We start from the raw sequence: 14,544 nt of genomic DNA, 5'->3' as shown, positions 1-14,544 counted from the left end.
GGTTCAGAACGTCGTGAGACAGTTCGGTCCATATCCATCGCGGGCGCAAGATACATGAGGGAGACTGCTCCTAGTACGAGAGGACCGGAGTGGACGGACCGCCGGTGAACCAGTCATGCCGCCAGGTGTGCAGCTGGGCAGCTGCGTCCGGAAGGGATAAACGCTGAAAGCATCTAAGCGTGAAGCCCGTCCCGAGATGAAGTATCTCATAGCATAAGCTAGTAAGACACCTTGAAGAAGACAAGGTTGATAGGGTAGGTGTGGAAGTGCCGTGAGGCATGAAGCTAACTACTACTAATATGTCGAGGGCTTAACTTAGACTGGCCTGTCCAAGAATCCAAGCGAAAGCGCAGGATGATTGGGTAACAGGCCGTCCGCAAGAACGTCCCAAGAATCAAGCCCGAAGGGCGCAGATGATTGGCTGACGTTTACTGCAAAAACTAAGATGTTCAACGCAAAGTAATTCTTCTGTATAGTTTTGAAAGAGCAATCTTTCAATTGAATATCCAGTGGCGATGCCTAGATGGATCCACCTGTTCCCATTCCGAACACAGTAGTTAAGCATCTAGAGGCCGAAAGTACTTGCCTGGAGACGGGCTGGGAGGATAGGAAGCTGCTGGTTTATATCCGGTGATGATGCCTGAGTGGTCCCACCTGTTCCCATTCCGAACACAGTAGTTAAGCACTCAGAGGCCGAAAGTACTTGCCTGGAGACGGGCTGGGAGGATAGGAAGTTGCCGGTTAAGTGAAAGCACCCTGCGGGGTGCTTTTTTATATTAGCAAAGGAGGGTTACTTCACCAATGTCAATGTCCGAATCAACCAGATTATGGTTAACTGTCTTTCTCGGCATGATGACCGCCATGGCGCCCCTTTCCACCGATATGTACCTGCCTTCGCTGCCTGTGATGCAGGCGGATTTTGGCATTTCGGCTTCCATGGTGCAGCTGACGCTCACCATGACCATGCTGGGCATGGCTTTGGGGCAGATTTTTGCCGGGCCGGTGAGTGACTACTATGGCCGCAAGAAGCCCCTCATTATCGGCATGGTGGCCTTTACCGCTGCCACCTTTGGCTGCGTGCTGGCGGAGAATATTATGGCTTTCCTTTGCTTCCGCTTTGTCATGGGCTTTGCAGGTGCCAGCGGCATCGTAGTGGCCAAGGCCATCGCCCGTGATGTTTGCGAGGGGCCGGAGCTCACCCGCTTCTTTGCCCTGCTGATGATGGTGAACGGGCTGGCTCCCATCATCGCCCCGGTCATCGGCGGGCAGATTCTCCTTTTCACCACCTGGCGGGGCGTGTTCGTCACCCTGGTGGCCATAGGCCTTGTTCTGCTCCTGGCAACCCTGGTCTACAAGGAAACTTTGAGCCCGGAGAAGAGGCTGGCAGGGATAAGGGCTTCCTTTGCCAAATTTCCCCAGCTTTTGAAGAACCGTTACTTCCTGGGACATTGCCTCCTGCAGTGCTTTGTTTTCGGTGGCTTCTTCGCCTACCTCTCAGGTTCCTCCTTCGTGTTTCAGAACATCTTTCAGGTGTCGCCGCAGGTATACAGCCTGATTTTCGGCGGCATCGGGGGGGGGCTTCTTGTGGCGGGAGCCTTGCCTGCCCGCCTGGCGGGACGGGTGCCGGATGAGAAGATGCTGCAGACGGCTATGCTGATATCTTTCTTTGGCTCCGTCCTGCTGTTTGTGGGATTCTGGTTTGAAGTGGGGCTGGCCGTGATTTTGCCCATTCTTTTCTTCACCATTACGCCGCTCTCGGTGCTGGGGGCATCAAGTTTTTCATTGGCTCTCTCCAGGCAGGGCAAGAACGCAGGCACCGCCAGTGCTCTCCTGGGGTTCTCTTCCATGATCCTGGGGGGCTGCATGATGCCACTGGTGGGCATCGCCGGTGAGCATACGGCCATCCCCATGTGCGTGATGATGATAGCGGGGTATGGGCTGGGCTACATTATTTACCTCCTGATGATTGCGCCGGAGCATAGGAAGGATTAGACTGAGCCTGCGTGGAAATTTGAACGCACGGATTTCCAGCAGAAATTCTCTGAGTGGGCAAAGGGATAAGCGATGAATATATCTTGAGAGAATGAAAGCATAAGACAGGCGCCTTATCTTTGGCAGGGGATAAGGCGCCTTTCCTATTTGCCTGTTATCTGAAAATGTAGTAATATTATGACAAGAGAAACTATGATGGAGGGCTTAGCGTGAACAATCAGGAAATCGTGTCGAAACTTTGGAATCTCTGCAATGTGCTCAGGGATGATGGCATCACTTACCATCAGTATGTGACGGAGCTGACCTATATACTCTTTCTCAAGATGGCAAAGGAGACGGGGGCTGAGGACAGGTTTTCCCAGGGCATCACCCTGATAGAGGGGCAGAAGTTCACCAACGGGGAAAAACAAGTGGTGCTGGACTATAGCTGGGACAGGCTCACGGAAAAGTCCGGGCTGGAGCTTTACAAGTATTACAAGGATTTGCTGCGTTTCTTTGGCACCTACTGCACCGGGCGGGTGCGGGAGATTTACCAAGGGGCTGCTACCAATATCGAGGAACCGAAGAATCTGGAGAAAATCATCTCTACCATCGACAGCCTGGACTGGTTCTCTGCCAGGGAGGAAGGTCTGGGGAATCTCTATGAGGGGCTGTTGGAAAAGAATGCCGGGGAGAAAAAATCCGGGGCCGGGCAGTATTTCACCCCCAGAGTACTCATTGATGTGATGACCAGGCTCATGAAGCCGCAGCCGGGGGAGCGCTGCAACGACCCTGCCTGCGGCACCTTTGGCTTTATGATTGCCGCCCACAGCTATGTGAGGCGGCATACAGATGATTTCTTTGATCTTGATGCAGATGTGGCAGAGTTTGAGCGGAAAGGGGCTTTCACCGGCTGCGAGCTGGTGCACGAAACCCACCGCCTGGCGCTGATGAATGCCATGCTCCATGATATTGACGGAGAAATCACCCTGGGGGATACCCTGTCCAATCTGGGCAAAGGCATGAAGGGCTACGACCTGGTTTTGACCAACCCGCCCTTTGGCACCAAGAAAGGCGGGGAGCGGGCCACCCGTGACGATTTCACCTGGAGCACCAGCAACAAGCAGCTGAACTTCCTCCAGCATATCTATCGCAGCTTGAAGCCGGACGGCAAGGCCAGAGCTGCCGTGGTGCTGCCGGATAATGTGCTCTTTGCCGATGGCGACGGGGCGCAGATACGCGCCGACCTCATGGACAAATGCGACCTGCACACGGTACTGCGCCTGCCCACAGGCATTTTCTACGCCCAGGGGGTCAAGACCAATGTGCTGTTCTTCACCAGGGGAAAAGAAGCCAAGGGCAACACCAGGGAAGTCTGGTTCTACGACCTCCGCACCAATATGCCCTCCTTCGGCAAGACCAATCCACTGAAGAAGGAGGATTTCCAAAATTTTGAAGCCGCCTACGAAGCAGCTGATCGCAAGGCCGTGACAGATGAGCGCTGGAGCGTCTTTACCAGAGAGGAAATCGAAGCCAAGGGCAACAGCCTCGATTTGGGCCTTATCCGCGACGAGTCCGTGGTAGACTACGAAGACCTACCCGACCCGGCAGAGCGGGGCAGGGAGGACATGGAGCAGCTGGAAGAAGCGCTGGATTTGATCAAGGGCGTGGTGAAAAGGCTGGAAGGACTGCGGAAGAAAGAGGAGGGTGTGCAATGAAAAACTTTTTTACAGAGATAGATGGCATTACCATGACATTTAACAATATTGCTACCACAGAGGACGGCATGGAGTATATCAGGATATACTTTGAGAAGCCTGTGGAGGGTGGCTTCAATTTTTTGGAATCTACCTTGCCTGCCCTTGATGTGGTGGAATCGGAGGGCTTTACAAAGCAGGAGATAAAAGAGCTGTTGGAATATGCCAGCAGGAATGCGTTCATAGTGTGGGAACTGGCACGGGAAGGCGGTGTCGGGGTTGCCTAAGGTTTGTCAATTAGGGAAATATACCATATTTTTTTGGTCCAGAGAAAATGGCGAACCTATTCATGTTCATGTCTGTGAAGGGGTTCCTCATGCGGAGGCGACGAAGATATGGATGAATGGCATGGTAAGATTAGCACACAACAAAAGCCAGATACCTGGGAAAGATTTGAATATCATAATGCGTTGGTTGGCTGCAAACAGGCAGATGATAGAAGCCAAGTGGGATAAGCATTTTGGTGATGAATAAGTTTTATTCCTTAAGGGGAGGAGGATTCGTAATGGGCACTGTTTTGAAATTTGCAGGCAGATTGTTGGTGGCTTTGTCGCTTTTGGCGGTGGCTCAGTTTGGGGCTGCCTGTGTTTTGCCTGATGGTGGGCAGGTGACCAGCGCGCAGGGCATTCTGTCCCAGGCGCGGATAAATGAGTTTTGCGGCTTTTGGGAAGACTCCGGGACGAAGGTGGTCAGAATCAATGTCACCACTGCCGAGGAAGGGTGGTTTGGCCTGGAGGTTTCCTGGCGGAGGAACAGCCGCCAGGTGGATATGTGGACCATGACCGCCAGGCCGGTGAGCAAAGATACCATGGAGTACGCAGACTGCAGCCATTACCTCCTGACCTATGGCGACAAGTACATAGAAAGTGAAGAAGTCCTCTACCAGAACGGCACCGGCAGGGTGTCGCTGGTGGGCAAAGATACCCTGACCTGGCAGGACGACCAGGAGCACAAAGGAGACGGGCTGCTGTTCGTGCCCTTGAGTTCACCGCTGGGGGGCGGGCTGTGAGGACGAGTTTGATGAGGACATGGTGTGATGGATATTAAATTTTCTTTTGATAAGCTCGTAGAAAGCACCCGCAGCATACATAATGCTACTGCAGGATGGGCGAAGAGTGCCGTGAATCAGTCGCTGACTGTACGCAACTGGATGATAGGTTGCTATATTGTGGAATATGAGCAGAATGGAAATGACCGCGCGGAGTATGGGGTAAGACTGTTAGAGAATCTAGCCGAAAGATTGTCTATCAAAGGGCTTGATAGAACCATGCTGAATTTGTGTAGGATGTTCTATTTAAGGTATTCACAACTGGATGAAGCTGTATGGAGTAGAGTAAAAAAAATCAGTAAATCTGGCGAAGCATTTCTTTTGATGCCTGCTGTGATGGATGATGAGAAAAAAGGCGATATTAGAATTTGTGAGACAGTGTCTCACAAATTCAAAACAGAGCCGAATTTTTTGTTGAGTCATCTGTCTTTTAGTCATATTCGAGAGATAATGACCATCGATGATTCGTTTGAAAGATTCTTTTATGAAACGGAATGTATCAAGTGCGGTTGGAGTGTTCGTGAACTTAGAAGACAGATTGCCACCAACCTTTATTTGCGGGCAGGCATCAGCAAAAAGCCGGAGTTGCTGCTATCCCCAGGAACAGGGGATATAACTATCAAAGAGCCATTTGCACTTGAGTTTTTGGGGCTAGAGGCAAAGGAAGCTATAACTGAATCTGATTTGGAAGATGCACTTGTAAGTCATTTGGAAGAATTTCTGATAGAGCTAGGGAAAGGCTTTTGCTTTGAAGCAAGGCAAAAGCGTATTATCATAGACGACAATTATTATTTCCCTGATTTGGTGTTTTACAATCGTCTCTTGCATTGCAGTGTGATAATTGAGTTGAAAAACGATGAATTCAAGCATGAGTATTTGGGACAGCTTAATGCATATGTGGCATATTACAAAGAAAACGAGATGGTAGAGGGAGATAATCCGCCTATAGGGATATTGTTATGTACGAAGAAAGGGCCAAAGATGGTGGAGTATGCTTTATCTGGGATGGATAATCAGCTGTTTGTTTCGACATATATGCTAAAGCTGCCTGATAAGGAGATGCTGAAAAATTTCCTATTGGGTGAGTTGAAGAAGTTGGCAGAGATAGAAGGTAAATGGGAAGGAAGAAGGGGACCGAATTTGTGAAAAATACTAGGAGGGGTTGTTTATGGTTACGATGCGAGCTCAGGCTGTTGATATGATATACAGACTGCCAGATAAAGAAGTTGTTGCCGTGATAAATTTCTTGAATAATATCCTCAATAAAGATAAGTATGACAATGATACGATTGCTGGAAATGAAATGGACTTAGCATTTGAGCGACTGGAAAAATGGCGTGAGGATAACAAAGAATTTTTTGAACCGGATTTTGATTGGAAAAAAGAAGTAAAGGAGGCAAGAAAAGAAAAGGTAAAGAAGATGCGCGGGTGCTTGTCTGAATATGCCAGAACAGATGCTAACGAGGTGAAAGAACGCTTGTACATGGCTCGTTCTTTGCATGGTATAGTACCGCCTGATATTACCCTGGAAGAAGCATGAGAAGAAAGGCTGAGGAAAATGAGTGTAGCTGGGGAGGTTTGACATGGCGCGGGCGGTGAGGAAGAAGGAACTGACGGCAGAGGAACGGCTGGCAGCAGCACTGGTGCCGAAGGAGGAGCAGCCTTATAAGGTGCCGGGGAATTGGTGTTGGGTGCGTGGCGAAGCTATTTGGGAACCTATGGAAACGAAAAAACCAACAGGTGAGGTTTTTAGATATGTTGATATAGAGTCGATTGATAACAGGCAGCAAGTTGTAACAGAACCAAAACTTATTGAGGTTAAAAAAGCACCGAGCAGGGCAAGCAGGGCACTTCATGACGGTGACACGCTTTTTTCGATGGTAAGACCTTATTTGAAAAATATTGCATTTGTAGATGGTGCTATTGCAGAGGCTATAGCTTCAACAGGCTTTTATGTTTGTACTCCTAAAACTAATGTCAATCAGAAATATAACTATTACATGATGATTAGTCCATATGTTGTAGATGGCTTGAACACATACATGAAGGGGGATAACTCTCCGTCAATTCGTGGAAGGGATTTGGAGCAATTTCCGTATCCAATCCCCCCTCTCCCAGAGCAACAACGCATTGTCACCCTTATCGAGTCCCTCTTTGCCGACTTAGACGAAGCGAAGGAGAAACTCACGGCGGTGGTGGAGGGATTTGCTCAGCGAAAGGCGGCAATCTTGCACCAGGCGTTTACGGGGGAGTTGACGGCGAAGTGGAGAGAGGAAAATAATGCAGAAGAATGGGTAGAAACCACGGTTGGGGAATGTAGTTCCTTAATAACGAAGGGTGCATCTCCTAAATGGCAGGGGGTAGAATATACTGATGATAAGAGTCAGACTTTGTTTGTAACAAGCGAAAATGTTCGTGAAGGATATATTGATTGGTCAAAAGAAAAGTATTTGGATAATGCGATAAATGAAATTCAAAAAAGGTCTGTTCTAACGAAAGGTGATGTGCTTGTAAATATTGTAGGGGCATCTATTGGTAGGTCTGCTATATTTAATCGTGATTGCTTGGCGAATACTAATCAAGCAGTTTGCTTGATTAGGGTGAAGGAAAATTTATTAAATAAGTTCCTGTGCTATTACCTAAATTCACCATTTGCTTTGATATACTATGGAGACAATAAAGTTGAAACAGCTCGTGCAAATATTAGTTTGAAGAATATAAATGAGATGCCAATGCAACTTCCTTCTATTGCGGAACAAAAACAAATTGTTATGGAAATGGATGCCCTTTTCGAGCAGGAACAGCAGGCGCAGTCTGCTGTGGAAACTGTCCTTGCTGACATTGACACCCTAAAAAAATCTATCCTCGCCCGCGCTTTCCGCGGGGAACTCTCCACCAACGACCACAAGGAGGAAAATGCGGTGGAGATGTTGAAAAAGGTATTGTGTGATTTAGGAGGCGAGAACTAAGCATGGCAGCATATAGAACAAAAGCATGGGAAGATTTGACCATAGCCGATGATTATATGTTCAAACTTGTCATGAAACATGAGCGCTTTTGCAAACGGCTAATCGAGAAAATACTAAAAATAAAAATTCGCCACATCGACTATCTTGACGATGAGAAATCACTAAAATTTCGCTATGCAGGCAAAGGCGTCAGACTTGATGTTTATGTTGAAGATGATGCAAATACAGTCTATGATATTGAAATGCAGGTACGCGACTATGGAGATAAGGAACTGACCCACCGCACCAGATACTACCAGTCAATGATTGATGTAGATGCCTTGACCGCTGGTTCGGATTACAAGGAACTAAAAAATTCATTTGTAATCTTCCTTTGCCCCTTCGGACTATTTGATGGCAAAAGACATTTATATACCTTTAGGAACGTTTGCATTGAAGATAAGGAACTGGAGTTAATGGACGGAACCTCTAAAGTGTTCCTTTGTTCCGAAGGACAGCTTGATGATGTTTCTACCGATGTGAAAGCATTTCTTGATTACATGAAGGGCCTTCCGTCTGCAGATGACTTTGTCAATGAGATTGATGGATTTATCAAGGAAATCAAGGTTAAAGAGGAAGAAAGGGTGAGTTACATGACCTACGAAATGAAAATGCGTGAAGCTCACGATGATGGTATGGATGAAAGAAGTGTTCAGGTTGCTATCGACATGCTTAATGATAATGAACCAATGGAAAAAATCTTGAAATATTCTCGCTTACCCAAAGAGCGTATCGAAGAATTATCCAAAGAAATAAAAGGGTGAGTCACATGACCTACGAAATGAAAATGCGTGAAGCTCACGATGATGGCAAAGAAGAAAATCGGGTGGAAACTGCTTTGGAAATGCTTAAAGACAGTATGTCTATTGACAAGATTGTAAAGTATACCAAGCTTTCAAAGGAACGTGTAGAGGAACTGGCTTCGCAAATCAAAGGATGAGTTGCATATGCAGTCGAACTTCTCATTTTTGCAAGATAAATTCCCTGTCCTGGCCAACTTCGGTGCTATGGCGGAGCGGTATTGCTATAGTGATGCCAACTCCTGCCTGATGAAGCTGGGCATGATAGGGGAAACTATCGTGAACCTTATTTTCTCCTATGACAGACTGCCCCTGCCGCGGGATAATCGGGCTGACGAGCGCATCAAAGTGCTTCTGCGGGAGGGGCTTATTACCTCTGACCTCTCCGATGTGCTCCATGCCTTGCGAAAGGCGAGGAACAAGGCTGTCCATGAGAACTATGAATCCGTGGGGGATTGCAAGGCCTTGCTGCCTATGGCTTACAGCCTTTCCGAATGGTTCATGCAGACTTATGGGGATTGGGACTATGAGAGCCGTCCCTATAAGTTGCCCTCGGAGGGGGCTGTCCTGGCTGAGGTGAAGGAAGGGCAGGAGGAAAAACTGCTGGCAGAGGCAGAGCAGGCGGCGGCTGCTGCCCCTGCGGTGGAGCCGGAGAAGCGGCGCAGGCAGGCTCAGAGGGCGGCGGGGCTCCGTCAGCGCACTGAGCCTGAGACTCGCTACCTCATTGACGAGCAGCTGCGGCAGGTGGGCTGGGAGGCAGACACGGAGCGGCTGCGCTACAGCCGTGGCACCCGTCCCCAGAAGGGAAGGAATCTGGCTATTGCCGAGTGGCCCACTTCCTCGGCGGTGGGGCAGAAGGGCTTTGCCGACTACGCCCTTTTCGTGGGGGAAAAGCTGGTGGCCATCATCGAAGCCAAGGCCATGTACAAGGACATTCCCTCGGTGCTGGACTACCAGTGCAAGGACTACGCCCGCCATATCCGCCAGGAGGACGAAAAATACCTGCTGGGACGCTGGGGGAAAAGCCGGGTGCCCTTTGTCTTTGCCACCAACGGCAGGGAATACCTGCCCCAGCTGGACACCAAAAGCGGCATCTGGTTCCTCGACCTGCGGCAGGGCGATAGTGTCCCCAAGGCACAGCGGGGCTGGATGAGCCCTGAGGGGCTGATGGAGCTTTTCCAGAAAGACACGGCGGCAGGTGACAGAGGGCTGCGGGAGACTCCCTACGATGTGCTGCAGGACCCCAAGGGGCTGAATCTGCGCCCCTATCAGCTGCAGGCCATCAAAGCTGCGGAAGAAGCGGTGCTCTCCGGGCGGCAGAATATCCTGCTGGCTATGGCCACGGGCACCGGCAAGACCAGGACGGTGCTGGGACTTATCTACCGCTTTTTGAAAACAGGGCGCTTCCGCCGCATCCTCTTTCTGGTGGACAGGAGCGATCTGGGGGAGCAGGCCCAGGACGTCTTCAAGGAAGTGAAGCTGGAAGAACTCATGACCCTGGACGATATCTACAATATCCAAGGCCTTGAGGAGCGTGACTTGCAGCGGGAAACGAGGCTGCAGGTGGCTACGGTGCAGAGCATGGTGAAGCGGGTGCTCTACCATGGGGAGGAGCACAGGCCCGCCATCACGGATTTTGACCTCATCATCATCGACGAAGCCCATCGGGGCTATATCCTGGACAGGGAGATGGGAGAGGACGAACTGCTGTACCGCGACCAGCTGGACTACCAGAGCAAGTATAGGAAGGTGGTGGAGTATTTTGACGCCGTACGCATCGCCCTTACCGCTACCCCTGCCCTGCATACCACGGAGATTTTCGGGGAGCCGGTGTACCAGTACAGCTACCGTGAAGCGGTGATGGATGGCTTCTTGGTAGACCACGATGCTCCTCACCTGCTCACCACGAAGCTGGGCAGCGAGGGCATACACTACTCGGCTGGAGACACCATGGCCCTCTATGACCCGGTGACGGGGGAAATCACCAACAGCCCCGCCCTGGCTGACGAGCTGGACTTCGACATCGAGAAGTTCAACCGCCAGGTCATCACGGAGAATTTCAACCGGGCGGTGCTGAAAGAAATCGCCCGCTACATCGACCCGGAGAACCCGGAGCAGGGTAAGACCCTGATTTACGCGGTGAATGACCAGCATGCCGACCTCATAGTGAAGATTTTGAAGGAAATCTACGGCGCTATGGGGGTGGACAATGACGCCATCATGAAAATCACCGGCAGCGTGGGGGGCGGCAATCGGAAGAAAATCCGGGAGGCCATCAAGCATTTCAAGAACGAGCGCTATCCCAGCATCGTGGTGACGGTGGATCTCCTCACCACAGGCATTGATGTGCCGGAAATCACGGCGCTGGTGTTCTTGCGGCGGGTGAAGTCCCGCATCCTTTACGAGCAGATGCTGGGCAGAGCCACCCGCCTGTGCCTGGCCATAGGCAAGACCCATTTTGAAATCTATGACCCGGTGGGGCTGTACGAATCATTGGAGCCTGTGACCTCCATGAAGCCTGTGGTGGTGAATCCGGCGGTGAGCCTGACAGAGCTCTTGCAGGGGCTTGAGCATATAGAGGAAGAAGCGGCCCTGCGGCGGCAGATTGACCAGATAGCCGCCAGAGTCCAGCGGAAAAACAAGCGGCTCCCGCAGGAAACCTGCGAGCATTTCCAAAGCCTTGCCGGGGGCAGGACACCCACTGAGGTACTGGCGGAAATCCGCAGGGCCGCGCCCCGGGAGGCCAGGGCAAAGCTTCTTTCTTATGGGGAAGCGCTGGGGCTTTTGGACAAGGCCGCCTACGGCACCCGTCAGCCCCTCATTATCTCCGCCCATGAGGACGAGCTGCTGTCCCACACCAGAGGCTACGGCAGCGGCAGCCGCCCGGAGGACTATCTGGAGGCCTTTGCCGCCTTTATCCGGGAGAACATGGACAAGATCGCCGCCCTGACCCTGGTGTGTACCCGCCCCAGGGAGCTCACCCGTGAGAGCCTGAAAAATCTGCGGCTGGCCCTGGACCGGGCAGGCTTCACGGATATGCAGCTGAACACGGCCCTCACGGAAATGACCAGCGAGGACATAGCTGCCGACATCATCACCCTCATACGCCGCTACGCCATAGGCTCTCACCTGCTGTCCCACGAGGAGCGCATCAAGGGGGCGGTAGCCCGCCTGAAAAAAGCCCACAGCTTCTCAGCCCAGGAGCTTTCCTGGCTGAAGCGCATGGAAAAATACCTGCTGGAAGAATCAGTGCTCACAGTGCAGGCCTTCGACGAAGACAGCCGCTTCCGCGCCCAGGGCGGCTTTGCCCGCATAGACAAAATCTTCGCCGGGCAGCTGGAAAAAATCATCGCGGAGCTGAACGAATACCTCTACGACGATGGCGGCAGCGCGGCTTGAGTTTAGCGAGCGCAAGCCAAAGGCGCAGCGGGAGCTTAGATTTCATGTAAGGGCGTGTGGACACCGTTAGGTGTCCGGTAAGTTTACTACCAACATGCTCGATTGTTTTTCCGCTTCTTTTTTGGTTTTTTTCAAGACAACAAATTGGTATATCGCTGCTGAGATTATGGCCAATACGCCTATGGACAGCCAGACTAAAGCAAGGAAATCGTCTGCTTCAAGTTCTTCTGCCATATTCGCGACCGGATTAAATATCGTGCATGCGTCGAATAAGGTGTGGATTATCATTGGTATAAGGACGGCTTTCAGGTAGGCTGCTTTATGACTGAGGCCATTTGCTATATTGTATTTGCCGATACCGAGGTTCGTGCCCATGATGATTCCTAGCACCATGTGCATGGCGACCGTGATGAATCTTAAAAGTCCGGCGATGCTTCCACCGTACAGCAGCTCCTCGTGAATCGTGAAGCCGATGCCAACGGCGGCTCCTATAATGGTATATTCGTATATTCTTTTAGGAGAGAAAAGTTTTATAGACAGGATTATCATGAGGAGTTTTGCTATTTCCTCCGTTAATCTTGCCATAGTGAAGGCTTTGACTGCTGCCCTCAAGGACTGATTTTCTATTTCGTCTAAGCGAAATCCCAATACATTTACAGAGAATAATGCTATGCCGGCTACGAAAAGAAACGATATGATGACAGAAAGGATTCCCAGCCCGATGGGAGCATATTTCTGCTTCTTTGAGAGGTCGTTTGCGTTTCCCCATGTAAGCATCTTTTTGTAGATGGCAACAAGGATAATTGCGGCTAATATTAGCTGTATGATTTCCATATTTATTCTCCTATTTACAAATGAATATCCGTTTTACTAAAAAAGGCCCCACTTAGCCTGTGCTATGAACAGGGCAGTGTCAAAAAATTCCCATATTTATAACACCATTGTTCAAATTTTGCCGTAGGCAAAATCTTCCAATTGGTGTTTCAACGAGGCGGGAGATATTAGCTCACCGCCTGTTAGTAGTTTGCCGCCCCCACTTATAGAAGTGGGGGACATCTTCGTCCGAGTTATATTCTTCATTTTCTTGCTATTTCCTGCAGATTTTATTCATGTTCATGTTTGTGATGGGGAGGCGACGAATATGTGAATGGCATGTATGGCAAAAAAATTCCCCGTCTGCCTTGTTTGCAGGCGGGGCTTGTGCTATATTGGTGGTGTTGTTTTTAGCACCTGAAGAAAGGAAGTTCCCATGGAATACAAGATGATCGCTCTGGATCTGGATGGCACCTTGAACAATGACGAGAAGGTTATCACCCCACGCACCCGTGAGGCCCTCATGGCGGTGCAGGAGCAGGGGGTAATCGTGGCGCTGGTGTCCGGGCGTCAGGCGCCGGGGCTACAGCGGGAGGCAGATGCCCTGCATCTGGAGGATTATCATGGCCTGCGGATTTCCTACAACGGGGGCCGCATCCAGGATGCCACTACCGGGCAGATTATCTTTGACAGCGCCATCGACAAGCAGACGGCAGTGGCTTTCCTGCGCCATCTGGAGGAGTGGCCGGAGCTCTCTCCCATCGTGGATGATGGCAAGTACATCTACACCACGGATGCCAGCCGCCATAAAGTCATGGACGAGAGCCGCAACAATAATCTGGGGGTAAGGATAGTGGAAAACATCGCTGAGGCGGTGACCTTTGCTCCTGTGAAGATTCTCACGGCGGCTCCCAATGAAATCCTGGTGCCTCACCTTGAGGACATCCGCCGGGGCTTCGAGGACCAGCTGTCCTTTGTCCAGTCTGCGCCCTGGTTCTACGAAGCCACGGTGAAGGGCGTCAGCAAATCCAGCTCCCTCCATCAGGCCTGTGCCTGTCTGGGCATCAACCCCTCTGAAGTCATGGCCTTCGGCGATGCCCAGAACGACATGAGCATGCTGGACTTCGCCGGCTACGGCGTAGCCATGGGCAACGCCTGCGAGGAGCTGAAGGCCATGGCAGACGAAATCACCGCCACCAACAACGAAGACGGCATCGCCCTGACGCTGTCCAGGCATTTTGACATTTGAGCTTTTCTGCACTGATGGCTTTCGCCCGGTCAGTTTCCTGCTGGAAACGCTGGCTGAGGAAGTAGAGCCGTGATTCAGTTCTGAAGCCTTTCCCGTGAGGGAGGGGCTTTTTTTATGGAAAAAAATCGTAAAAAATTATAAACACTTTTTCCCCCATGGGGATATAAAGGACAGAAAGAACAAAAGAGAAGCCGCAAGGCAGGAGAAAAGAAAGGAAGATGAAAAATGGAAAAGGCAATTAAGATGAACACGGTTCTGAACGAGGAGCAGCTGGACATAGTGAACGGCGGCGCAGCACCATTCGCCGCAGGGGCAGTCATCGCAGCATTGACGACAGTAGCCAAGAGCTGGGACAATACGGCCAAGGAGCTCAGGAATCTGGTACACTCCTTCGAGTATGAGAAGATGAGCAACTTCGGCAAGGAAAAGGCCATCGGCAAGATCCTGGCCAACAGCGTAGGCTTCTCGGCAGCCTGCACCGGCTCCATCACTCCGGCAG

General features: G+C 50.8%; 14 protein-coding genes and 3 rRNA genes. 16 read left to right on the top strand and 1 reads right to left on the bottom strand.

All coding sequences use genetic code 11. The annotated features are described in order from the left end of the window. The 14 genes from BLW59_RS16210 to hsdR form a co-directional block, all read left to right on the top strand. A 23S ribosomal RNA gene (locus BLW59_RS16210) occupies positions 1-318 on the top strand; the annotation flags it as partial. A gap of 187 nt (positions 319-505) precedes the next feature. Then, a 5S ribosomal RNA gene (rrf, locus tag BLW59_RS16205) occupies positions 506-622 on the top strand. Between the two features lie 4 nt (positions 623-626). Beyond that, a 5S ribosomal RNA gene (rrf, locus tag BLW59_RS16200) occupies positions 627-743 on the top strand. A gap of 58 nt (positions 744-801) precedes the next feature. Next, positions 802-1,992, top strand: a complete 1,191-nt coding sequence (locus BLW59_RS16195; RefSeq protein ID WP_175463485.1) for a multidrug effflux MFS transporter — start codon at positions 802-804, stop codon at positions 1,990-1,992. 209 nt (positions 1,993-2,201) lie between these two features. Next, positions 2,202-3,689 carry an N-6 DNA methylase gene (locus tag BLW59_RS16190; RefSeq protein ID WP_074698775.1) on the top strand — a complete coding sequence of 496 codons (1,488 nt, stop codon included), beginning with the start codon at positions 2,202-2,204 and terminating at the stop codon, positions 3,687-3,689. Beyond that, positions 3,686-3,955 (top strand): hypothetical protein, encoded by a 270-nt coding sequence (locus tag BLW59_RS16185; RefSeq protein ID WP_029542673.1) that lies wholly within the window; start codon positions 3,686-3,688, stop codon positions 3,953-3,955. Before BLW59_RS16190 ends, BLW59_RS16185 begins: the two co-directional genes overlap by 4 nt. Beyond that, a complete protein-coding gene (locus tag BLW59_RS16180; protein WP_074698772.1) occupies positions 3,948-4,202 on the top strand; it encodes a DUF4160 domain-containing protein in 255 nt (84 codons plus the stop codon). Before BLW59_RS16185 ends, BLW59_RS16180 begins: the two co-directional genes overlap by 8 nt. 31 nt (positions 4,203-4,233) lie before the next feature. Further along, positions 4,234-4,737: a hypothetical protein gene (locus BLW59_RS16175; protein WP_074698769.1), complete on the top strand. Its 504-nt coding sequence runs from the start codon at positions 4,234-4,236 to the stop codon at positions 4,735-4,737. Between the two features lie 27 nt (positions 4,738-4,764). Further along, complete coding sequence (locus BLW59_RS16170; protein ID WP_074698766.1) at positions 4,765-5,922, top strand: PDDEXK nuclease domain-containing protein; 1,158 nt, start codon at positions 4,765-4,767, stop codon at positions 5,920-5,922. Positions 5,923-5,944: 22 nt separating this feature from the next. After that, entirely contained in the window at positions 5,945-6,316 is a 372-nt protein-coding gene (locus BLW59_RS16165) for a hypothetical protein (RefSeq protein ID WP_074698763.1), read from the top strand. 43 nt (positions 6,317-6,359) lie between these two features. Continuing rightward, positions 6,360-7,745, top strand: a complete 1,386-nt coding sequence (locus BLW59_RS16160; RefSeq protein ID WP_074698760.1) for a restriction endonuclease subunit S — start codon at positions 6,360-6,362, stop codon at positions 7,743-7,745. 2 nt (positions 7,746-7,747) lie between these two features. Next, positions 7,748-8,548 (top strand): Rpn family recombination-promoting nuclease/putative transposase, encoded by an 801-nt coding sequence (locus tag BLW59_RS16155; protein ID WP_037377004.1) that lies wholly within the window; start codon positions 7,748-7,750, stop codon positions 8,546-8,548. A gap of 5 nt (positions 8,549-8,553) precedes the next feature. After that, positions 8,554-8,724 (top strand): hypothetical protein, encoded by a 171-nt coding sequence (locus BLW59_RS17880; RefSeq protein WP_175463484.1) that lies wholly within the window; start codon positions 8,554-8,556, stop codon positions 8,722-8,724. A gap of 7 nt (positions 8,725-8,731) precedes the next feature. Continuing rightward, on the top strand, positions 8,732-11,983 hold the full coding sequence (hsdR, locus tag BLW59_RS16150) for a type I restriction-modification system endonuclease (protein ID WP_074698758.1): 3,252 nt from the start codon (positions 8,732-8,734) through the stop codon (positions 11,981-11,983). Between the two features lie 66 nt (positions 11,984-12,049). Here hsdR and BLW59_RS16145 read toward each other — a convergent pair whose 3' ends face one another. After that, entirely contained in the window at positions 12,050-12,817 is a 768-nt protein-coding gene (locus BLW59_RS16145; RefSeq protein WP_074698755.1) for a PrsW family glutamic-type intramembrane protease, read from the bottom strand. 415 nt (positions 12,818-13,232) lie between these two features. On the opposite strand from BLW59_RS16145, the gene BLW59_RS16140 reads away from it, so the two are divergent. Both BLW59_RS16140 and BLW59_RS16135 read left to right on the top strand, forming a co-directional pair. After that, positions 13,233-14,045, top strand: coding sequence for a Cof-type HAD-IIB family hydrolase (locus BLW59_RS16140; RefSeq protein ID WP_074698752.1), 813 nt, complete (start codon positions 13,233-13,235; stop codon positions 14,043-14,045). 225 nt (positions 14,046-14,270) lie between these two features. Then, positions 14,271-14,544, top strand: a 274-nt coding sequence (locus BLW59_RS16135; RefSeq protein WP_139283733.1) for a class IIb bacteriocin, lactobin A/cerein 7B family, incomplete at its 3' end; no start/stop codon positions are given.

Origin of the sequence: Selenomonas sp. KH1T6 (assembly GCF_900108415.1) — a bacterium.
In the GTDB taxonomy this organism is placed as follows: domain Bacteria; phylum Bacillota; class Negativicutes; order Selenomonadales; family Selenomonadaceae; genus Selenomonas_B; species Selenomonas_B ruminantium_A.
This window is presented reverse-complemented; position numbering and strand designations above follow the sequence as displayed.